The 20,532-nt window shown below is 55.6% G+C and carries 19 protein-coding genes; 6 read left to right on the forward strand and 13 right to left on the reverse strand.

The genetic code is table 11. The features are described from left to right. Nucleotides 1-87: 87 nt before the first annotated feature. The 6 genes from mnmA to uhpT all read right to left on the reverse strand — a co-directional run bounded on the left by mnmA (nt 88) and on the right by uhpT (nt 5,499). Complete coding sequence (gene mnmA, locus MRK42_RS06330) at nt 88-1,194, reverse strand: tRNA 2-thiouridine(34) synthase MnmA (RefSeq protein ID WP_026455795.1); 1,107 nt, start codon at nt 1,192-1,194, stop codon at nt 88-90. A 157-nt stretch (nt 1,195-1,351) separates the two neighbouring features. Then, nucleotides 1,352-1,819: an NUDIX hydrolase gene (locus MRK42_RS06335; protein WP_042024848.1), complete on the reverse strand. Its 468-nt coding sequence runs from the start codon at nt 1,817-1,819 to the stop codon at nt 1,352-1,354. Between the two features lie 26 nt (nt 1,820-1,845). Beyond that, nucleotides 1,846-2,712 (reverse strand): 23S rRNA pseudouridine(2457) synthase RluE, encoded by an 867-nt coding sequence (gene rluE / locus MRK42_RS06340; protein ID WP_338611960.1) that lies wholly within the window; start codon nt 2,710-2,712, stop codon nt 1,846-1,848. A 76-nt stretch (nt 2,713-2,788) separates the two neighbouring features. After that, a complete protein-coding gene (locus MRK42_RS06345) occupies nt 2,789-3,556 on the reverse strand; it encodes a PTS sugar transporter subunit IIA (RefSeq protein WP_338611961.1) in 768 nt (255 codons plus the stop codon). Then, a complete protein-coding gene (locus MRK42_RS06350; protein WP_216992775.1) occupies nt 3,556-3,861 on the reverse strand; it encodes a PTS fructose transporter subunit IIB in 306 nt (101 codons plus the stop codon). Before MRK42_RS06350 ends, MRK42_RS06345 begins: the two co-directional genes overlap by 1 nt. A gap of 231 nt (nt 3,862-4,092) precedes the next feature. Next, nucleotides 4,093-5,499, reverse strand: a complete 1,407-nt coding sequence (gene uhpT, locus MRK42_RS06355; protein ID WP_042024852.1) for a hexose-6-phosphate:phosphate antiporter — start codon at nt 5,497-5,499, stop codon at nt 4,093-4,095. A 617-nt stretch (nt 5,500-6,116) separates the two neighbouring features. Between uhpT and MRK42_RS06360 the strand changes: the two genes are divergently transcribed. The 3 genes from MRK42_RS06360 (at nt 6,117) to MRK42_RS06370 (ending at nt 9,778) form a co-directional block, all read left to right on the forward strand. Next, the gene (locus tag MRK42_RS06360; protein WP_338611962.1) at nt 6,117-7,055 is read left to right on the forward strand and encodes a LysR substrate-binding domain-containing protein; all 939 of its coding nucleotides are present in this window, start codon (nt 6,117-6,119) and stop codon (nt 7,053-7,055) included. A 172-nt stretch (nt 7,056-7,227) separates the two neighbouring features. Then, nucleotides 7,228-8,331: an NAD/NADP octopine/nopaline dehydrogenase family protein gene (locus tag MRK42_RS06365; RefSeq protein ID WP_338611963.1), complete on the forward strand. Its 1,104-nt coding sequence runs from the start codon at nt 7,228-7,230 to the stop codon at nt 8,329-8,331. A gap of 40 nt (nt 8,332-8,371) precedes the next feature. After that, the gene (locus MRK42_RS06370; RefSeq protein WP_338611964.1) at nt 8,372-9,778 is read left to right on the forward strand and encodes a YfcC family protein; all 1,407 of its coding nucleotides are present in this window, start codon (nt 8,372-8,374) and stop codon (nt 9,776-9,778) included. A 187-nt stretch (nt 9,779-9,965) separates the two neighbouring features. Here the strand turns inward: MRK42_RS06370 and MRK42_RS06375 are convergent, their stop codons facing one another. The 6 genes from MRK42_RS06375 to MRK42_RS06400 all read right to left on the reverse strand — a co-directional run bounded on the left by MRK42_RS06375 (nt 9,966) and on the right by MRK42_RS06400 (nt 15,786). Further along, the gene (locus MRK42_RS06375; protein ID WP_338611965.1) at nt 9,966-11,873 is read right to left on the reverse strand and encodes a fructose-specific PTS transporter subunit EIIC; all 1,908 of its coding nucleotides are present in this window, start codon (nt 11,871-11,873) and stop codon (nt 9,966-9,968) included. Nucleotides 11,874-12,519: 646 nt separating this feature from the next. Continuing rightward, entirely contained in the window at nt 12,520-13,035 is a 516-nt protein-coding gene (locus tag MRK42_RS06380; protein ID WP_338611966.1) for an AAA family ATPase, read from the reverse strand. Nucleotides 13,036-13,192: 157 nt separating this feature from the next. After that, nucleotides 13,193-13,888: a hypothetical protein gene (locus MRK42_RS06385; protein ID WP_338611967.1), complete on the reverse strand. Its 696-nt coding sequence runs from the start codon at nt 13,886-13,888 to the stop codon at nt 13,193-13,195. A 56-nt stretch (nt 13,889-13,944) separates the two neighbouring features. After that, complete coding sequence (locus MRK42_RS06390; protein WP_338611968.1) at nt 13,945-14,661, reverse strand: SIS domain-containing protein; 717 nt, start codon at nt 14,659-14,661, stop codon at nt 13,945-13,947. A gap of 45 nt (nt 14,662-14,706) precedes the next feature. Further along, nucleotides 14,707-15,429: an NYN domain-containing protein gene (locus MRK42_RS06395; RefSeq protein WP_139407916.1), complete on the reverse strand. Its 723-nt coding sequence runs from the start codon at nt 15,427-15,429 to the stop codon at nt 14,707-14,709. An 84-nt stretch (nt 15,430-15,513) separates the two neighbouring features. Then, nucleotides 15,514-15,786, reverse strand: a complete 273-nt coding sequence (locus MRK42_RS06400) for a hypothetical protein (RefSeq protein WP_058060093.1) — start codon at nt 15,784-15,786, stop codon at nt 15,514-15,516. 1 nt (nt 15,787) lies between these two features. Here MRK42_RS06400 and MRK42_RS06405 point away from each other — a divergent pair, with 1 nt between their 5' ends. Next, nucleotides 15,788-16,171 (forward strand): hypothetical protein, encoded by a 384-nt coding sequence (locus MRK42_RS06405; protein ID WP_338611969.1) that lies wholly within the window; start codon nt 15,788-15,790, stop codon nt 16,169-16,171. 118 nt (nt 16,172-16,289) lie between these two features. Here the strand turns inward: MRK42_RS06405 and rimO are convergent, their stop codons facing one another. After that, nucleotides 16,290-17,618, reverse strand: coding sequence for a 30S ribosomal protein S12 methylthiotransferase RimO (gene rimO / locus MRK42_RS06410; protein ID WP_338611970.1), 1,329 nt, complete (start codon nt 17,616-17,618; stop codon nt 16,290-16,292). Between the two features lie 17 nt (nt 17,619-17,635). On the opposite strand from rimO, the gene MRK42_RS06415 reads away from it, so the two are divergent. Together MRK42_RS06415 and MRK42_RS06420 are read left to right on the forward strand one after the other, a co-directional pair. Continuing rightward, entirely contained in the window at nt 17,636-19,483 is a 1,848-nt protein-coding gene (locus tag MRK42_RS06415) for a recombinase family protein (RefSeq protein ID WP_354688926.1), read from the forward strand. A 533-nt stretch (nt 19,484-20,016) separates the two neighbouring features. Continuing rightward, nucleotides 20,017-20,487, forward strand: a complete 471-nt coding sequence (locus MRK42_RS06420; RefSeq protein ID WP_338611973.1) for a hypothetical protein — start codon at nt 20,017-20,019, stop codon at nt 20,485-20,487. The last annotated feature ends 45 nt before the right edge of the window (nt 20,488-20,532 follow it).

Below are 20,532 nucleotides of genomic sequence, written 5' to 3' on the forward strand. Positions count from 1 at the left end.
TGCTGCCTTCTATTTGTGCTGTTCAACCGGATGACGGGTTTCGGGGCGCTGGCGCCAGGCTTTGCCCCGAAACGGCAGTCTCATCCCTTAGACCGGATGGCTGAAACGCTGTTCGATAATGCCGCCGCCCAGGCACACTTCCCCGTCGTAGAAGACGGCGGATTGGCCCGGGGTGACCGCTGCCTGCTTCTCGTCGAAGATCACCCGGATGGTCTCGTCGTCGATGGGCTGGATCAGGCAGGGGATATCCTGCTGGCGGTAACGGGTCTTGACGGTGCAGCGGCGCGGCTCGCGAATGGGAGTGCGATCCACCCAGTGCAATTGGCTCGCGATGAGGCCGTCGGAGTAGAGACGGGGATGTTCGCCCTGGGCGACCACCAGCACGTTGCGCTCCACTTCTTTATCCACCACGTACCAGGCCTCTTCGGTGGCATCCTTGCGGCCACCGATGCCGAGCCCCTTGCGCTGGCCCAGGGTGTGGTACATCAGCCCCTGGTGGGTGCCGATCACCTTGCCATCCACGGTCTCAATGTCACCGGGCTGGGCAGGCAGGAACTTGGCCAGGAAGTCCTTGAACTTACGCTCGCCGATAAAGCAGATGCCGGTGGAGTCCTTCTTCTTGGCGGTAATCAGGTCGAGCTGCTCGGCGATGCGGCGCACCTCTGGCTTCTCCAGATCGCCGACCGGGAACAGGCTTTGGCCCACCTGCTTTTCACTCAGGGTGTAGAGGAAGTAGCTCTGATCCTTGTTGGTGTCGAGACCGCGCAGCAGGCGCGGACGGCCGGTGCTGTCGTCACGGCGCACATAGTGGCCAGTGGCGATGTAGGTGGCACCCAGCTCTTCGGCGGCAAACTCGAGGAACGCTTTGAACTTGATCTCCTTGTTGCACAGGATATCGGGGTTCGGCGTGCGCCCTGCCTTGTACTCTTCCAGGAAGTGCTCGAACACGTTGTCCCAGTACTCGGCGGCGAAGTTGATGGTGTGGAGTTTGATCCCCAGCTTGTCGCAGACGGCCTTGGCATCAGCCAAATCCTGGGCGGCAGAGCAGTACTCGTCCGTGTCGTCTTCTTCCCAGTTCTTCATGAACAAGCCTTCGACCTGATAGCCCTGCTGCTGGAGCAGGTAGGCCGAGACGGAAGAATCCACGCCGCCGGACATGCCGACGATCACCTTGATTTGGCTGTTGTCTGTCATTAGTCGAAGTTACCAGTTCGTTTAAACGGGGCGTATTCTACCAGAGTTTTGCGCCCCCGGTCACATCTCCATGCCGCCGTTCCCATCAGGAACCCGACGGCAGGAAATCGTTTTTCTCTTCATTGCCCCACGGGGCGAAAATCGGCGTCAAATGGCCTCAGATAAAGGCCTTGAGCGCAGAGAGGGGCAAGCGGGTGCCCGCCAGATAATCCTGGATGCACTGCCACACCAGGGGGCTGCGCAAAGAGGATTTGCACTCGCCAAGCTCCTCTAGTGTCAACCAGTGGCAGGCCAGCACGTCGCCGTCGGGATCCTCTGGATGGTGCTGCCCCGGGGCTTTTTCAAGGTCGAACACCATGGCGATGCGCACATAGGTGGCCTCGCTGTCCGCCGGCTTGTAGAGATAGGTCCCCAGCCAGGCGGTGGGACTGGCGATGAGCCCGGTCTCTTCCTTCAGCTCGCGGCAGGCCGCTTCAAGCAGGTTTTCCCCCGGCTCCACATGGCCGGCAGGCTGGTTGAAGCGGCGCTGACCCCTTATCTCCTCTTCGACCACCAGAAAACGGCCCTGCCAGTGCACCAGGGCGGCGACGGTGAGGCGGGTGGGCAGCGGTGGATGATCGCTCATAGGGACTCCTTGTCTCGTTGATTCATTCAGGATTGGCCGCCGCGGGCCGGTCGGCGCGCGCTGCCCCGGTCACCGCTGCCCCGGCCACCGCTGCCCCGGCCACCGCTGCGGGGCTTGTTGCCGGCAGGGACCGGGTTTGTGGTTTGAGTTTGCCCCCGTGGTTTGCTGCCTGCGGGGCGTGCCGCCCGGGGGCTATGCGGTTGGCCGGTCTGGCCGCTGCGACGGGGCGGTGGGTTAAGGGGAGCCAGTTCCGGCGCCGGCAGGCTGCGGCTCTCGCCGGGCGCCAGATCATCGAGGGTCCAGTCGCCAATGGCGTAGCGGATAAGACGCAAGGTGGGGTGGCCGATATGGGCGGTCATGCGTCGCACCTGGCGGTTGCGCCCCTCGATGATCTTGATCTCGAGCCAGCAGGTGGGGATCTCCTTGCGCTCGCGAATGGGCGGATTGCGTGGCCACACGTCGGGTTCATCCATGATGCGCGCCCCGGCGGGCAGGGTCATGCCGTCGTTAAGCTCCACACCGGCGCGCAGGGCCTTCAGTGCCGCTTCGCTCGGCACTCCTTCCACCTGGACCCAGTAGGTCTTGGGGGTCTTCTCCCCCGGCTGGGTGAGGCGTGCCTGCAGCTTGCCGTCGTTGGTGAGCAGCAAGAGGCCCTCGCTGTCGCGGTCGAGCCGGCCTGCGGCATAGATGCCGGGCTCTTTGATGTAATCCTTGAGAGTTTCCCGCCCGGCCTCGTCGGTGAACTGGCAGAGCACCATGTAGGGCTTGTTCAGCAGCAGTAGCTTGCGATCGGCCGGGGCCACCTGTGGCTTGCGAGGCGCGGAGGAGACTCGGGGCCCCTTGTCACGAGGTGGGCGCGCAGAGAGGGAGAGGCGGGAGCGGGCAGATTTCATCGGATACACACGTCAAACGAACAATGGCAGCGAGTGTATCACAGGGGCTTGTCGGCGAGATGAACGGGGGCGCTTTTCAGCCGAGCAGGCTCTCGACGACGATGGCCTGGCGGGCAGGGGGTGAACTTGCCCTGAGCAGGGCGCTGGCGATGACGTCGTCCAGCATGGCGCGGGCCAGCCGGGTGAGGGGACGCAGGGTCTCGCGCGGGCTACCGGCGGGGATCGCCAGCAGGATGAGGGTCTGCACCGGCCCTATTCTAGAGCCCCACTCGATGGGGGCCTTGCTGGCAAGCAGGGCCAGCGCGGGCCGGGTCACCCTTGCGCTCAGCACATGGGGCATGGCCAGCCCCGGGCGTATGATGGTGGCGGCGATCTGTTCGCGGGCGGTCAGCTCGTCGGCCAGCCCGGCGCTGTCGGTGACCAGCTGCGCAGGTAGCAGATCGATAAGCTGCGAGAGGGCTTGGGGCTTGTCCAGCCCTGTCTGGCTATGGCCAAGCTGGGCCAGAGTAAAGCAATAGTCGGGCAGGGCGTCGGCCAGGCGCTGCTCGGCCATGGCGGCGGTTGCCGGGCGCACCAGTGGCTGGCCCAGCTCGCCGCACCAGCAGGTAAAGGCCATGTGGGCCAGCTCGGCGTCGTTCCCCTCTATCTGCAACTGGCAGAGATCCCCGGGCTGGATGGCCAGGGTGAGCAGGGAGAGCTGGTTGCTCACTGTCACGGTTTGGCGGCGGGTGAGATTGGCGCCGCGAATGCAGGATTTGAACATCCCCGCCAGCCGACTCAGTTGCTTGGCCTGGGTGATGCTCATGCCATGATGGCAGTAGAAGGTGATCTCGCGGGTCAGCATCAGGCCTGCAGCGGCAGCCCCCTGAGCACGGCTTGGGCATTGAGCAACACGGTCTCGAGGCGCACCTGATGGGTGCGACAGCCGAGAAAGCGCTCTTTTTGCTCGATCTCGATGTCCGAGGCGATCAGCACCAGTTCGGCGGCGGCGATGTCCCGGGCGGTCAACATATTCTCCATCCCCATGGCTCCCTGAGTCTCGACCTTGATCTTGAGACCAAGGGCGGTAGCGGCTTTTTGCAGGGCCTCGGCGGCCATGTAGGTGTGGGCGATGCCGGTGGGACAGGCGGTGACGGCGACGATCTTCATCAGCTCTCTGTTTTGTTGGCAAAAGGGTGCCACAAGATAGCGCCAACTCCGGACCCTTGCCAAAGGCGGGGGCTGAAAATGGGATCTGGAGTGGGACCTGACCTTGTGTCTGTACACGTAGTGTGCAGGGGCGGGGTCATTTGATGATGGCAAAGACTGATAAAAAACCGGCCCGTCAACTGGACGGGCCGGATGGACACAAGAGCGTGTATGGAGTAGGAACTTTGTCCCTTAGGCGGACTGGGTCGCCAGCTCGGCGGCTTTCAGCTCGCGCTTGAGGCGGCGGATCTTGCGCTCTTCCGCGATGGCCACGCAGGCCATCAGCACCAGACAGGCGGCTGCGGCAATGTCGAGCGCGGCGAAGGTGCCGCTCCAGCCGGTCAGGCCGAAGATGGGGGTGCCGTCAGCAATCATGCCCAGACCCAGTTTGGCGAAGCTGTCACCGATGAGGTAGGCGAAGGTGCCCTTGACGCCATCGGCCACGCTGATCCCCTGCTTGGGTACGAAGCCCACGGCGGCCACGCCGATCAGCAGTTGCGGACCAAACACCAGGAAGCCCAGCAGGAACAGGGAGCCCAGGAACATGAACTGGGTGGTGGCGTGCTGGTAGAGACCCAGGGTGGCGATGATGAGTGCCAGCGCCACGCAGGCCACCAGACCACGACGACCGTTTGCCAGATCGGAGAGGTAACCCCACATCAGGGTGCCGACCAGAGCGCCCACTTCGAAGAAGGTAAAGCCCTGGATGGCGACGTCCTTAGAGAAGCCGAGCTCCTGGTGGGCATAGACGGTGGACCACTGGTCGATACCGATGCGCACCACGTAGAGGAAGATGTTGGCAAAGCAGAGCAGCCAGATCACCTTGTTCATCAGCACGTACTTGACGAAGATCTGCCACTTGGTCAGCTTCTGCTCTTCGGTGGCGACGTCCTCTTCGCTCGCCGCTTCGTCAAACAGCTCTTCCACCTTGCCAAGGCCGTAGGCTTCCGGTGAATCGCTACCAAAGCGCAGGCCGATAAAGCCGACGATCAGCGCAATGATGGAGGGGAAGATGAACATGCCGAGCACGTTGCCATCGAACAGGTAGTTGGCACCGAACAGCGCCACACCGGCCGCACCGGCGCCGCCCACGTTGTGGGAGAGGTTCCACATGCCCAGATAGGTGCCGCGCTTGTTGCGGGGGGTCCACTTGGTGATGGTGGAGTAGCTGCAGGAGCCGCCACAGCTCTGGAAGAAGCCGCTCAGGGCGTAGAAGAAGATCATCAGGTAGAGGCTAAAACCCGTGCCACCCATGCTGGCACTGAAGCCCAGCATGCACAGGGCGGAGAGGATCAGCATCAGCGGCAGGAACTGCTTGGTGTTCTTGCCGTCGGCATAGTAGGAGAGGATGGTCTTGCCCACGCCGTAGGTGATGGAGAAGCCGAGGCCGATCATGCCAAGCTCGGTCATGGAGAGACCGTAGGTCTGGATCATGTCGTTCTGCGCAATGTTGAAGTTCTTGCGGATCAGATACATGGTCAGATAGCCGATGAATACAACCAGATAGGATTGCATAAACGGCTTGAACCAGAGTTTGCGCCGGGCTTCGACCGGCAGATCCAGGGTGGGCACCCGGACCTGTTGGAGCAGTTTCAACATCTTCGTTCATCCTCTGCGAGATAGACGCTATTTCCGCCGTGCCTCCCGCCTGTTTATTGGTCGTTGTTCAAGCGTTGGAAGAGGTCACGTCATGAAAGGGGGATGGCAAACGCGGCGCTCGGCCGCAGCTTTGTCCATATGAACCCGGGCCCGGCACGGGATCGGCGGGGCTTTCGCCACGCGCTGTGCGGGTCACGACATCAGGTGAGCTGACTCTAGTCAGGGGGGAAATAAATGGCTTGAGAGCTATCCCTAGCAGGGGTAGGAAATTTTCCTAGTTTTCCCGTTTTCCTGGGCAAAGCGTGAGACGTATCACAGGGACTGCGGCGCAGGTCTCCCTTTTTGGCGACGAGAAGGGCTGCGGCGGGACTCGTATTGCAAGGGGAAGGATGGCCGGCACCATCGAGGGAAGCCCCGACTCTTGCCAGTAACGACATTGAGTGTGTCATGGCGACCGTTGCCGCAGTGACGCATCAGCACAGCAAAGCGCCGGCCAGGCTTGGCACCGTCGTGATCGGATCCGGATAGTGGGGTTGCGCTCAAAACGGGTTGACCAACATGGTGTCATTTTTCCCCTTTTGATAGGGTGCTCACTCTTTGCCATTCCTGAGGCAGCCATGAAGCTTTCACAACTCAATGCCTTTCGTGCCATCGTCGAGTGTCAGACGGTGACCGCCGCCGCCGAGCGCCTCAACCTGAGCCAGCCCGCCGTTAGCCGACTGCTGAGCGCCCTCGAGGGGCGCCTCGGCTTCACCCTCTTTGTGCGCAAGAAGAATCGCCTCGAGCTCAGCGACGAGGGGCAGGCCTTCTATCTGGAGGTGGCCCGGGTGTTCGAGGCGGTGGCCGGGCTGGATCACGCGGCCGACGCCATTCGCACCCGCCACTTTGGCTCCCTCAACATCGCCGCCATGCCGCTGCTCTCCAACGCCTTCTTGCCCCGGGTGGTGGCGGGCTTCCTGCGCGGTAGCGAGGGGCTCAAAGTGGGGCTTAAAACCTACCGCTCCGAGGAGGTGCGGCGCCGCATCCAGAGCCAGACCACCGACATCGGGATCGCCTTCGTGGAGGGGAGCTGGCCCGGGGTGCAGGCCCAGCGGGTGAGTTGCGAGAGCGTCTGCCTGCTGCCGGCGAGCTCCCCCCAGGCGGCGCTGACGGCACTGGATGTGGCCGATCTGGCGGATCAGCCCCTCATCCGCCACGAAAAGGATCCCCAGCAGCGCCGGCTCGATGCCCTGCTGCATCGCTATGGGCTCACTACCCGCCAGCAGCTGGAGGTGTCGCTCGCCAGCACGGCCGCGGCCCTGGTGTGCGAGGGGGTGGGGATGGCGGTGACCGACCCCTTCACCGCCACCCTGGCCTGCGAGCAGTCGAGCCTGGTTATGCGCCCCTTGCGCTTCTCCCTGCCGTTTGAGTTCGACATCCTCTATCCGGGGATGAGGCCCATCCATCGCCACGCCGAGCAGTTTGTTGAGCGCTTCTGGCTGCTGGCCGACGAGCTGGGGATCTTGCTCCATATCGGGGCCATCCGCGAGCTGGGGGATGCGCCGGATCACAGTTAGCCGCTCTGGCCAGACTCAGTGCGCAAACGTTTTTATTCTTGTTTTTCAGTTGGTTGTATCGCGCCTCCCGGTCACCATGCGCTTTTTGCATGGTGCCCACCGCCTTCGTCATTGGAGGGGGGCGATCCTGCGCTCCTACTCTGGGCCATCACCCATGAGGAGGAGTGCACACATGCGAGTATCGATCTTCGGCTCGGGCAACGCCGGGCTGACGGCGGCCTACCACCTGACCCTGCAAGGGGCGAGTGTCTGCCTGTTTGGATCCGAGGGGTTTGATGGCCCCCTAGACGAGATTGCCGCCGCCGGCGGCATCCGGGCCCTGGCGGAGCATAACGGAGTCGCCCTGACCTACGCCAGTTTTCAGCCCGTCGAGCGCCTCACCCGCCGGGTGGAGGAGGCGGTGGATTACGCGGATATCCTGATCCTGCCGGTTCCCTCCTTTGCCCAGGAGCCCCTGTTTCGTCAGATGCTCCCTTACTTGCGCGACGGTCAGCTGATCCTGCTGATGCCGGGCAACTATGGCTCTTTGGTGCTCAAACGCATTCAGGAGGAGGAGGGGTATGGTCATCTCGATCTCACCTTCGTCGATGCCATCTCCATCCCCTGGGCGACCCGCATCGTCGGCCCGGCCGAGCTCGCCATCCTCGGCATGAAGCGCTTCTTGCCCCTCGCCGCCCTGCCGGCAAGTCGCACCGACGAGGCGATCGCCCGGCTGCAGCCGCTGATGCCCCTGCCCCTCACCGCGCTGCCCAACGTCATCAGCGCAGGGCTCGAAAACATCAACTTCGGCGGCCACCCCCTGCTGACCACCCTCAACATGGGGCTGCTCGAGAACTTTGGTGGCGAGTTCAACTACTACAAGGATTGCTGCTCACCGGCCACCGCCCGCGCCGCGGCAGCCATGGAACAGGAGCGTCTGGCGGTGGGGCAGGCGCTGGGACTTAAGCTTATGCCCGAGCTTGAGGCGATGAACGCCCTCTATGAGATGGAGTGCGAGAGCGTCTATGAGGTGAACCGCACCTCCGAGACCCACGGCAAGCTCAACAGCGCCCCCGACTCCTCGGCGAGCCGCTACATCACCGAAGATGCCGCCTACCTGCTGGTGCCCTGCTACGAGCTGGGCCAGCTGACCGGGGTCAGCACCCAGCTGGTGGAGTCTTGCCTACGCATCGACGGGGCCTATAACGATACCGACTACTTCCGCGCCGGCCGCACTCTCGAGAAGATGGGGCTGGAGGGGATGACGGTGAACGAGATCATGGCCAAGGTGGCCTGAGCATGGCGGGGGGCCCGGCCCCCCGCGAAGGAGCAAGACGATGACCCGATTCAAGTTTCCCTCTGCCTATACCATCCTGATGCTGCTCACCGTGCTGATGGCCACCCTTACCTGGGTGATCCCGGCCGGCCAGTACCGGATGGAGAAGAACGAAACCCTGGGGCGCATGGTCCCCGTGGTGGGCTCCTACGCCCCCGTCGAGGCCAATCCCCAGGGGCCCCTCGAGGTGATCATGGCCCCCATCCAGGGCTTCTATGATCCCGCCGACTACGCCGCCCGGGCGGTGGACGTGGCCCTCTTCGTGCTGGTGATCGGCGGCTTTCTCGCCGTGGTGACCCGCACCGGCGCCATCGACGCCGGGATCAGCGCCACCATGGGGCGCCTGGCGGGGCGTGAGAAGTGGATGATCCCCATTCTGATGGGGCTGTTTGCCCTGGGAGGCACCGTCTATGGCATGGCCGAGGAGACCATCCCCTTCTACGCCCTGCTCATCCCGGTGATGATTGCCGCCGGCTACGACAGCATAGTGGGGGTCGCCATCATCATGATAGGGGCGGGGATCGGCTGTCTGGGGTCGACCATCAACCCCTTCGCCACCGTCATCGCCTCCAACGCCGCCGAGATCAACTTTATGGAGGGGGTCTGGCTGCGACTGGCCATCCTGCTGCTGGGCTGGCTCGCCTGCGTCATCTATGTGATGCGCTATGCCGAGCGGGTCAAGCAGGATCCCTCCCGCTCCATCGTCGCCCGTCAGCGGGAAGAGAACCTGGCCCACTTCCTCCACTCCCGTCAGGAGCAGGCGCCCGAGCTAACCCCCATCCGTCAGGCGGTGCTCTCTATCTTCGCCGTCACCTTCGCCGTGATGATCTGGGGGGTCTCGGTGGGGGGCTGGTGGATGGCCGAGCTCTCGGCCCTGTTCCTCGCCTCGAGCGTGGTGGCCGGCCTGGTGGGTCGCCTCAGCGAGGTGGAGCTCACCGAGAGCTTCGTGGGCGGCGCGCGGGATCTGCTGGGGGTGGCCCTCATCATCGCCATCGCCCGCGGTCTGGTGGTGGTGATGGATAGCGGCAATATCACTCACACCATTCTCAATTATGCCGAGGGGCTGCTGGCGGACCTGCCCAAGGTGGCCTTTATCAACGCCATCTACTGGGTCGAGGCGGTGCTCTGCCTGGTGGTGCCCTCCTCATCGGGGCTGGCGGTGCTCTCCATGCCGGTGCTGGCGCCGCTGGCCGACTTTGCCGGGGTAGGGCGGGATCTGGTGGTGACCGCCTTCCAGTCCGCCTCGGGCCTGCCCAACCTGGTCACCCCCACCTCGGGCGTGGTGATGGGCGGTCTGGCCATCGGCCGGGTAGCCTACGGGGACTGGCTGCGCTTTATCGGCCCATTGCTGGGATTCCTCACCCTGATGGTGATGGCCCTGCTGAGCCTAGGAGTGATGCTGGGTTGACTCAAAATCGGGGGACGATTGGCAAAGCGGAAACGGATGCCTGCGCATAGCCATGGTGGCGGACATTGGCAGGGTGCAGGAGTATGCCAATCGCACTGATGGCGTGATGAAGAAAGTGATCAATGAAAAGAGGCCACCCCGTGGGGTGGCCTCTTGTTATGACTGACGGTCACTGACGGGGGAGCGCTCAGGCCGCTTTGGCGAGCATGGCCTCGTCGCTCTTCTTCATGCGCAGTTTTTTCAGGGCAACCGCCACCACGCCGGTGACGATGGCGCCACAGATCATGCAGAGCAGGGCCAGCAGCGGCTTGTTGACTGCACCCAGCAGGGCCACGATCGGGCCACCGTGAGCGACGCTGTTGGTGATGCCAAACAGGAAGGCCATCACGGCGGCGGTCATGCTACCCAGTACGTTGGCCGGAATGACGGCGAGGGGGTCGCGGGCGGCAAACGGGATGGCGCCCTCGGAGATCCCCACCAGACCCATGGCACCGGCGGCCTTGCCCGCTTCGATTTCAGAGGCATCGAAGATGCCGAGCTTGCGACCGAGTACGGTGGCCAGCGACATGCCAAGGGGGGCGACCGGGATGGCGCAGGCCATGGCACCCATGAACTGGGTCTGTCCGGAGGCGATCATGCCCACCGAGAACAGGAAGGCTACCTTGTTGACCGGGCCACCCATGTCAAAGCCGGCCATGCCACCGAGCACAATCCCCAGCAGTACCAGGCTGCCACCGCTCATGGAGAGCAGCATGGCGTTCAGACCCGTCATCATGTCGGCGATGGGGGCGCCGATGATGAAGATAAAGACGGCGGCGATAAAGAGCGACCCGACGATGGGGGCGATCAGGATCGGCACCAGCGGCTGCACCATCTTGTGGTACTGGCGGGTGGCAATCCAGCGCACCAGATAACCGACCAGGAGGCCCGCTATGATGGCGCCGATAAAACCGGTGCCGGCGTCGGCGCCGTAGAAGCTGCCGTTGTTGGCGATCCAGCCGCCGATAAAGCCCGGCGCCAGCGCCGGACGGTCACCGATGGCATAGGCGATATAGCCCGCCAGGATGGGGATCATCAGGGTAAAGGCGGCCACGCCCACGTTGAGGATCTGGTTCCACATGCTCCCTTCCGGGATCTGCATGCCGCTTGGGGTCGGGTTGCCGCCGATGGCGAGCGATAGGGCAATCAGCAGGCCCCCCGTGACCACAAACGGGATCATGTGGGAGACGCCGTTCATCAGATAGCGATAGAGATCCGAACTGCCGCCGGTGCTCTTCTCCTCACTCTTGCGCTCATCCTTGTCCGCAACAAAGGCGGGGGCCTTCAGGGCCTGCTCGATCAGCCCCTTGCCATCCTTGATGGGCGCCTTGACGCCGGTCTTGATGAGCGGTTTGCCATTGAAGCGGGCCATGTCCACCTGCTTGTCGCAGGCCACCACGATGGCGCTGGCGCGGGCGATTTCGTCCGCGGTCGGGCTGTTTTTGACGCCGATGGAGCCGTTGGTCTCCACCTTTACTTCGTAACCGAGTTCACGGGCGGCGCGCTCCAGGGATTCCGCCGCCAGATAGGTGTGGGCGATACCGGCCGGGCAGCCGGTGACGCCAATGATCAACCCCTTGCTGGTGGTCGTAGTGACGGCTTGCTCCTCTTTTTTCTCAAGCAGCAGGGCCAGCGCATCGGTTGGCGTCTTGGCCGCCAGCAGGGCATCGATAAAGCCCTCTTCAATCAGCTTGGCGGAGAGCTCGGCCAGCACCTCGATATGGTGATTGGCGCCGCCAGCCGGGGAGGCAATCATGAAGAACAGCTTGGACGGCTTGCCATCCTCGGCGCCGTACTCGATACCGGCTCGGCTGATGCCGATGGCGACTGCCGGGGTGCTTACCGCCGCACTCTTGGCGTGGGGCAGGGCAACGCCCTCTTCAAAGCCGGTGTTGTCCAGCTCTTCCCGGGCCCACAGGTCCTTGATAAAGGCCTGCTGGTCGCTGACCTTGCCTTGCGCCGCCAGCAGGGCGGCCATCTCGTGGAAGACCTCCTCCTTGCGCGTGGCCTTTAAATCGAGCGCGATCAGCTGCTCATTGATAAGGGTGGTGATCATGGCGTTCTCCCTGCTCCTGGCCGGAGCCTGTTGGCATCTTTTCCTAGGCTACCGCCCGGGACATGCAGACAAAATTAACCCGACTATTATCGCGCCGGGAGAGAAGTCACCCTATCGGACAAATGTGCGAATCACTGGATTTTTATGCGCTATCACCTTGAGTGTGACCCTGATCGCAAAGCTGAATAGCGGCTGAAACGGGGGCGGATTGAATCGCTCATATTTTTATTTATGATTAAAATCAATTGGTTGTGATTATTCGAGGTTCAGCGTCTTGGCCATGCGGTGAGTTTTTACGCAGTGGATGGGAGCGCTCTTTCTATAAATTTGTGAGGTAAAAAACGGCGGTGGGATGTGAGCCAACGCACAGAAATGGCCCCGCTGGCGGGAAGCGAGAGGGGGCGCAGGGGAGGCGTGAGCAGAACAAGCTGGATAAATGAGTTGCACCATCGGTGCCAGAGAGCTCACCACAACGGGCAAGAAAAACCACAGCCATAGACGCACCGTAGGTTGCAATGAACAAAGTGAATTGCACCGCCTGTTTGGGCAGGGAGTGTGGTAGCAAGAGAGGGGATGGCTGAAAAGATAGAGTCGATAACGCGAACGTCCGCATACGCTCCGCTATTCGAACCTACAGGCTACCCCGTTAGCTATGAGTGATCAGTTGCGTGAGGTAGCTATTTACCTCTGTGCGAGTCGTGAAACGGTGCTTGTCGTTTGGGAATCGATCAAACAGCTCGCGATGGAATTGGCGGGAGCTTTTGCCGGCTCGCTGCCCATATTCCGATGCCCACACCAGCAGTTGTTGAAAGTTCTTTTCCGCTGTCACTGCATCCCGTTGCCTGGCGCTTTGTGACCCTCGCGATAGCAGTGAACCACGGCATACAGACCAGTCGAGATCCAGAAAAAGCAGGGTATCGGCGGCATCAAGCAGTTGCTCGGCCAGGGCACCAAATACCCCTTCGACCACCCATGATGGCTCTTGAGCAAGTGTTTGAATGGCATGATCAATCTCATGCTGGGGCCGTTTTTGGTTAAAGCCGCCCGGCTGCCAGACGATGGTATCGAGATTGACCTCGCGGATAGTTAACCCCTCAGCCAATCGAGCTGCCAACCAGCTCTTGCCCGATCCCGAGTTGCCAATAATCAGAATACGTTTCATCTATGAGCGCTCTTTTCTGGAACAGATATCTGGATGCTGGAAAGTTGAGGTGATGACGCGAATGTCCGAATACGTTTCGCTATTCGAACCTACGGGCTATCAAGATTTATGGTCAAATTAGGTATCACCGCACATCTGCGTTATAGATAATTTGATTTTACTCATCAGCCATTAGATGGATTTCTATTGCGCCGATTAGAGTTGCTTTTTTGCGTCTGTACTCATCTATAGCATAAATTTTATTTTCTTTATCTTTGGGTGGTACAGGTGTTTCTGGTAGCTCCTTAACCAAAGCAATACATTCTTTTGCGACTAAATCCTTATCAGCTAAATCACAGATATTATCCATTAACTTTAATATTTCATTTTGCGCATCATCAATTTTATCGCCAATATCAGTGGCGAGCATAGCTCCTTTTGCTCCACGTTTAATGCTTTCCAACTTATTAAAAACTTTATGAATGGAGCCAATGATTCCAGTTCTAGCCTCCACTCTGATTACATCATGATGTTTTGCCTTAGTTTGATATAAAGATTCCGATATGATGGCATCCGATAGCCATTTTGCATCATAGTACAGAAGTTGAAGGCCCTCTCTGAAGTCTTTATAAGAACTAATACCTTGAAGTAGAAGCATTAGTGTGCCAATTACAGTCACACGAGCTTTTATTGAACCATCTTCAAACTCAACATTGATCTCAAGACCTTCAGATAAAAAGAACTCAGTACGAGTCAAGGAAAACATTCTTAAACTTTCCTTGAATGACTCTAACTGTTCATCGGTTTCCATTCCTCTCGGCTCAACATGAATATAAGCCTGGCTAAGGATGTTTTTGTTTATATAATCTGCCACTATGTGATCTCAATTTTTGTTGATGGTTTAATTTAAAAAAATCTATATATAGATTTTTACATCGACTTCAATCGCCCTTGGAAATGGCGGTAAACATCATCGTTATTAAAGCCATCCACATTCTGGCTGGAGAAAATAAGCGGGGTGACTCCTTGTGCCAGTGCCAGTTTCTGCGCTTCGACAACCAGCGTATTGATCAGCACCATGCCGGAGATGGAGGAGAAGGCGCCGGTGACCCGATCATTGACTTCGCACAGGCCATCGCCCGGCGGCACGCAGTTGTCCAGTACCAGATCGGCCAGCTCCATCAGTTTCTGGCCAGAAGGGTGACGACTCGGGTTTTGCGCCGATTGCGCCACTGAGGTAATAGCGATCACCTTGTGGCCGCGCGCTCTGGCAAGCTGGGCCCACTCGATGGGCAGAGCGTTGCGACCCGAATTGGAGATGACCACCATCAGGTCCCCCGGCGCAATCGGCTGCTCCTCCCACAGGATGGCGGCAAGCCCCGGCAGCTTCTCCAGCGCCGAGCTGCGCAGGGCACCATCGGCGGTGGTGACGGTGGAGTCGAGCACGGCGTTGATATTGCAAAGGCCACCGGCACGGATAAACCCCTCCAGCCCGACCATATGGGAGTGCCCGGTGCCCAGCATATGGATCATCTTGTTGTGAACGATGGCCTCGCTAAACCAGTGGGCCGCCTGCCGGATCCCGGCTTCGTTCTGGCTGACCATGGTAGCGATGCGCGCTTGTAGTTTTTCGACGTACTCAAACATAACGGCGGGATCCTTGTCTATTATCGTTATGGTCAGCTGGTTCTCTTAAATTAATATTTCCGTGAGACGATTTAAGCCTGATGGGAGAGAATCATATTTTATGTACCCATTTTTACTCATTTCTCTGACTAAATTCATGAATACTTTATATTCTGTTTTAGAAATATCGAAACTTGGATCTATAGTTTTCATACTAGAATTTGCGATGGAAACATTTGTAGGTAATTTATCTCTATTAATGTTTTTGATCGCAGCGACAAACAATCGCTCAATTTTATTTTCAATCTTAATAGTGTTTTTAGTTGAAAAATCCTCTAGAAAAATTAGGTTGTCAAAAGATTTAGCAAGAATTGCTCTATCTTTATCCTTACGCTTGCAAATTAACCAAACCTCTTTTCCAAATTTCCTTAGCCTATCACCAATGACAGTGAAATCAGAATCGCTAGTAAGAAAACAATAGCGATCAATTTGTGGGTTTCCTAAATATAATGTTTCAAAAGCATCTAAGCTGATAAAAAGGTCAGCTCTATTTTTCTCTGTTCCTATTTTTGGTGTATCCAAAATCGTAAAGTTATGGTTTATGATTTGTTCTTTTAGCGTCTTTTTTGACGTAGACTGGTTACCATATGCTGATTTTATTGCAAAAATACTATTTAATCCTTCATCTGAACTTAATAAAGAATTCATTAAATCTTCAAGGATAAAGTCGAGAGATGAGACATTTTCCATGTCTATATATACGGCGATATTAAAGTTCTGTTTTTTCACAAAAACGGCCCTGTCTTTAATGAAAAGGAAGAATTAATTTAAACTTATTTAAAATATGTAAAAATGTTCATTGCGAACTAAGGTTTATATTCCATGAAGCTCAATAAAACCTTTTTCAATATCATATTTTAAGTGTTTGGTTAAAGAGTATTGAGGATCACTCTTAGAGAAGTTTTCAATAATCATATTTTGATACTCGTCAACAGACATCCCATTGAATATATGTTTGTTGATGTTATAGCCAGAGCAATTATTTCTCCCACTACCTTTTCTATTTGAAGTCCCGACAATGACGATTTTAAAATGAAGATGGTTTTTTAAATCAACATCTTTAATGTTGTTGGTATCTATTTTCATTATGAGCTACCCACCTTTTAATGAAGGTTATATCACTGCTAATTATTTAAATAATTATTTGGTATTTAGGTTTGAATTCATATTGTTTGCTGGAAGCAAAGCCCACGCTACCGCCCGTGGATTACAGCCTCCAGCCTGCTGTGGTCATCCGGCGATGTGGTGGATGGCTAAACGGTTGCACAGATGTGTCTCTGCAAGAATGGTTGCCAAGTGGGTCATGTTAACCAAGACGGTGGGGGAGCAAAACAGGGAGTCGATAAAAACCGGCCAGGGATCAATAAATAAGTTATCAGCTGGTGATTATTTGCTCGTTGATGGCTGGCGAGAGTGGTTATCGGTGGAGCTCGATGGGCAAAGTGGTATCTGGTTACCGGCCTTGATGTGAGAAATTTCTTGGCTTCGTCTTGGATGACTGTCGCATTAGGTCACAATCCTATTGGATTACCACCGATAGTCAGGCAATAAAAAAGCGCCCGAGGGCGCTTTTTTATTGTGAGAGGGGGTTAGCCGATCAGGCTGGCCCACAGGTCATATTCATCGGCTTCGTCGATACGAACCTTGACCATGTCGCCGGGCTTGAGGCTGGTCTCGCCGTTGAGGTAGACCAGACCGTCGATCTCGGGGGCATCGGCGGCGGAGCGGCCGGTGGCACCCTCTTCATCCACTTCGTCGATGATGATGGTCATCTCCTGGCCGACCTTGCGGGTGAGCTTGCGGATGGAGACCTGCTGTTGCAGCTCCATAAAGCGCTGGAAGCGCTCTTCCTGTACCTCTTCGGGTACGGGATCCGGCAGTTCGTTGGCCTTGGCCCCTTCCACCGGGCTGTACTTGAAGCAGCCGACCCGATCCAGCTCCGCCTTGTCGATAAAGTCGAGCAGCATCTGGAAGTCTTCCTCGGTCTCGCCCGGGAAGCCGACGATAAAGGTGGAGCGCAGGGTGATCTCGGGGCAGATCTCGCGCCACTTCTGGATCCGCTCCAGGGTGCGCTCGACGGTGCCGGGGCGCTTCATCAGCTTCAGGATACGCGGGCTGGCGTGCTGCAGCGGGATATCGAGGTAGGGCAATACTTTGCCATCGCGCATCAGGGGGATGACGTCATCCACGTGCGGGTACGGGTAGACGTAGTGCAGACGCACCCAGATATCGAGCTTGGCCAGCTCTTCGCACAGGGCGACCATGCTGGTCTTGACCGGCATGCCGTCGTAGAAGCCGGTGCGGTGCTTGACGTCGACGCCGTAGGCGGAGGTGTCCTGGGAGATGACCAGGATCTCCTTCACGCCGGCCTCTTTCAGGCGCTTGGCCTCGGCCAGTACCTCGCCGATGGGGCGGCTCACCAGATCCCCGCGCATGGAGGGGATGATGCAGAAGGTGCAGCGGTGGTTGCAGCCTTCGGAAATCTTCAGGTAGGCGTAGTGACGGGGGGTCAGCTTGACGCCGTGGGCCGGCACCAGGCTGGTAAAGGGGTTGTGTTGCGGCTTCTCCACGTATTTGTGAACGTGGCCCAGCACCTCTTCATAGGCGTGGGGACCGGTGATCTCGAGCACCTTGGGGTGGATCTCGCGGATCTGGTTCTCTTTGGCGCCAAGGCAGCCAGTGACGATCACCTTGCCGTTTTCGGCCAGGGCTTCGCCGATGGCTTCCAGAGACTCCTGCACCGCGCTGTCGATAAAGCCGCAGGTGTTGACGACGACCAGCTCGGCATCGTCATAGCTGGGCACCACGTCGTACCCTTCGGTACGCAGCTGGGTCAGGATGCGCTCGGAATCGACCAGGTTTTTGGGGCAACCTAAAGAAACAAAGCCTACTTTGGGTGCGTGTTTTGTGTTAGTCATTAAGGGGAGAGCTCACATTGCATCATGTCTATAAGGCGCGGGATTTTACAGGAATGGTACAAAACCACAAAGGCCAAAATTTATACAGTTATATTCGTTGGAGTTCAGAGAAGCAGGGACAGGGCACAAGCCATGCCCGACAGGTATCACAAGCCCGTCAGTTCGCATTAGAACACGGTTTAAACTTCATTGAAGTCTTAGATAGTGGTGTCAGTGCATACCGTGGCGCAAATGCGTCACAGGGTGCTTTAGGTGCATTCATTGCAGCCGTTGAGGATGGCGCTATCCCTTCGGATTCGTGGTTGTATGTAGAAAACCTAGATAGATTATCCCGCCAAGCTATCACAAACTCTCAAGAATTATTTTTAAAACTGTTGCGCCTTGGCTTAACCATCGTCACAGGTTCCGATGGCCGGATCTATAAAACTGAGAGTATAAACAATGATAATCCGTTGGATCTTATGCTCTCTATTCTATTGTTTAGCAGGGCACACGAAGAATCAAAGACGAAGGCAGATAGAACGAACCGGAATGTGTTAGCACTGATAGACCGTCACAATTCGGGTTTACCAGTCAACATTAAATCAGCCGGAAAACATCCGTTCTGGATCGATGACAGTGGCTCACAATACGAACCAATCAGGCTACATGCCACATACGCATCAGCAGCAAAGAAGGCTGTAGAGTTGTTCATGCAAGGCTGGGGTTCTTATCGTGTTTGCAATTATCTAAACGAAAACTACCAATGTCCACCAGCACTAAAATATAAAAATAAACATGGCACCATTAGGGCCGAAGGCTGGAGCATTACCGCACTCAGAAAGATGCGGGACAATCCCGCTTTGTTTGGTCAGCGTGTCATAAACATTCAAAGCAAAAAATATACATTAAACAATTATTACCCTCCTTTAATATCTGAGTCAGATTTCATAAACCTAAAAAGTATTAAAGAAAACAATAAAATAACGTGCAATAAGCAGTATAACACAATATCCTTATTATCTGGCTTGAATATCTTACGGTGTGCTAAATGCCGTGGCCCTATGAGTTTCTTTACTCACAGAAATAAAATTAGATATGTGTGTGAGACAGGGAAGGCCCAGAAGGGTTGTGTGCCGTGGAGTATGGACGGCACGATTGCAGAAAGGTTACTGGTGTTCCCATTGCTAAAAAATTTCATTGATTTAAAACTAAAGGGAATGTCTAACAGTGACCAATACCAACATAAAATTACAGAATTAAATGAAATATTATTAAACATCAATACTCAAATTTCAAACTTTGAAGCTGTCATTGGTGCAGGAATCAATCTTGATTCTACTATTGCAAACCTCCGCAATCTTCAATCACAACGTGAAACAATTACACTTGAATTGAAGAAAGTGACTGAAATTGCAGCCTTGAAAACAAGTAGAGAACAGACGGTCGAACAAATTGTCGAATTTTTATTTGATAATCTAACAGAACAAATCATCAATGACATTAAGCACCCGAATCGCCAAGAATTGCGGGAGACAATCAGAAATTTATTTGCCAATGTCTATTTAGATAAGCAAGACGATAAAACTTACACGATAGCCTTTGAATCACAGGATAATAGTTTTGTTGTTTATAGTGGGGATCCTAACATCGCACCAACGGCTGTAGCCGAGCCATCTTTCCCCTCAACTCTGTTTGAACCATCAGCACAAGACCTTAATGAAATAGAAAGGCTACGTGCCACCATAGATCCGGCAACCCTAAATAAACTTGGTGGTTTAACATTTAAAATCAATGAGTTAGAGGAAAAGTTGTGGTCGAAAATGCAACCGATATTGTCACGTTTCACACCAGTTTTAAATAAAGAACTAAAAGCACGAAAGTAAAAAATATATTAAAAATAACAGTTGCAACTATTGAAAAGTTTATGAAAATATGTTAATATATATAATAGTTACATAGATGGTTTTATAACATTCTTGTAATTTTATGGGGGTTCCTTTGGTGCCCCTTTTTATTATTTAATCCATACCTATAAGAGGTTCGATGACCAATGCTAAACAAGAGCTCACAAAGCTAAAACTTATTTTGAAATCACACGGTTTGCGCTGCACACAACCCCAACTTAAACTCCTACAAATTTTGGTTAATGACGGCCCCATTGTCTCCCGTCGCGACATTCATGAAAGAATGGGTAACATTAATCACCCTAATTTAACTGTACTTCTCGACCGCTTTGAATCTCACCTTCTAATTAAGAAAACGTGGAATTGTGGGGCGCCAGAATATCACTACCTGCCAGAATAAATTTTTCTATATACAACTTATATATTCATGAGGATACTACAAGTTCGTAGTGTTCCATTCGATAATTTATTTTTTATCCTAATAATCACCTTTGAATTCACCAAGAGGAATAATGACCCAACAAACCAAACTTGATCCTAAACTCCAAAAGTATCTAATCAGTATTAAAGAACAATGCAAACCCGATCCTCAAGAGTTGCAACGCCGCATTGAAGATATGAAAGACCGCCATGTTAATTACATTGAGATTCTCGATCATGGTCATTTACTTGTGGCACAGTTACAGGAAAAAATTCTTAATGGTTATCGATATGAACTTGGAGCATACAGTTATCATAGTAGTGGTTCAGGGTTTGTTCGAGTTCGCCTTATTAAGCCAGATTCTGTATTGCAAGATGAGTTAAAGACATTAGAAAAAGAGGCTGAAGTTCAATATAACAAAGAAATTGAATCTGAAATTAATGGTCGTATTGAACAATTGATGCAGGAAGCCGCCGAAGAGACTGCACAGAAAGCAGCGCAAGCAGCCAGAAAAGAACAAGAAGAAATCAGAGCAAAACTCAAATCTTTCTTGCTCTCTTGATAAATATCTTGTTTTTGGCAGCTAGATATTATATTGTTCATGGCT

The organism is Aeromonas sp. 19NY04SH05-1, assembly GCF_040581895.1.
GTDB classification, from domain to species: Bacteria; Pseudomonadota; Gammaproteobacteria; order Enterobacterales; family Aeromonadaceae; genus Aeromonas; species Aeromonas enteropelogenes.

Excerpts from the sequence above, each read along its gene's own strand:
- mnmA (WP_026455795.1), bottom strand. The coding sequence starts at position 1,194 with ATGACAGACAACAGCCAAATCAAGGTGATCGTCGGCATGTCCGGCGGC.
- MRK42_RS06335 (WP_042024848.1), bottom strand. The coding sequence starts at position 1,819 with ATGAGCGATCATCCACCGCTGCCCACCCGCCTCACCGTCGCCGCCCTG.
- rluE (WP_338611960.1), bottom strand. The coding sequence starts at position 2,712 with ATGAAATCTGCCCGCTCCCGCCTCTCCCTCTCTGCGCGCCCACCTCGT.
- MRK42_RS06345 (WP_338611961.1), bottom strand. The coding sequence starts at position 3,556 with ATGCTGACCCGCGAGATCACCTTCTACTGCCATCATGGCATGAGCATC.
- MRK42_RS06350 (WP_216992775.1), bottom strand. The coding sequence starts at position 3,861 with ATGAAGATCGTCGCCGTCACCGCCTGTCCCACCGGCATCGCCCACACC.
- uhpT (WP_042024852.1), bottom strand. The coding sequence starts at position 5,499 with ATGTTGAAACTGCTCCAACAGGTCCGGGTGCCCACCCTGGATCTGCCG.
- MRK42_RS06360 (WP_338611962.1), top strand. The coding sequence starts at position 6,117 with ATGAAGCTTTCACAACTCAATGCCTTTCGTGCCATCGTCGAGTGTCAG.
- MRK42_RS06365 (WP_338611963.1), top strand. The coding sequence starts at position 7,228 with ATGCGAGTATCGATCTTCGGCTCGGGCAACGCCGGGCTGACGGCGGCC.
- MRK42_RS06370 (WP_338611964.1), top strand. The coding sequence starts at position 8,372 with ATGACCCGATTCAAGTTTCCCTCTGCCTATACCATCCTGATGCTGCTC.
- MRK42_RS06375 (WP_338611965.1), bottom strand. The coding sequence starts at position 11,873 with ATGATCACCACCCTTATCAATGAGCAGCTGATCGCGCTCGATTTAAAG.
- MRK42_RS06380 (WP_338611966.1), bottom strand. The coding sequence starts at position 13,035 with ATGAAACGTATTCTGATTATTGGCAACTCGGGATCGGGCAAGAGCTGG.
- MRK42_RS06390 (WP_338611968.1), bottom strand. The coding sequence starts at position 14,661 with ATGTTTGAGTACGTCGAAAAACTACAAGCGCGCATCGCTACCATGGTC.
- MRK42_RS06400 (WP_058060093.1), bottom strand. The coding sequence starts at position 15,786 with ATGAAAATAGATACCAACAACATTAAAGATGTTGATTTAAAAAACCAT.
- MRK42_RS06405 (WP_338611969.1), top strand. The coding sequence starts at position 15,788 with ATGAGCTACCCACCTTTTAATGAAGGTTATATCACTGCTAATTATTTA.
- rimO (WP_338611970.1), bottom strand. The coding sequence starts at position 17,618 with ATGACTAACACAAAACACGCACCCAAAGTAGGCTTTGTTTCTTTAGGT.
- MRK42_RS06420 (WP_338611973.1), top strand. The coding sequence starts at position 20,017 with ATGACCCAACAAACCAAACTTGATCCTAAACTCCAAAAGTATCTAATC.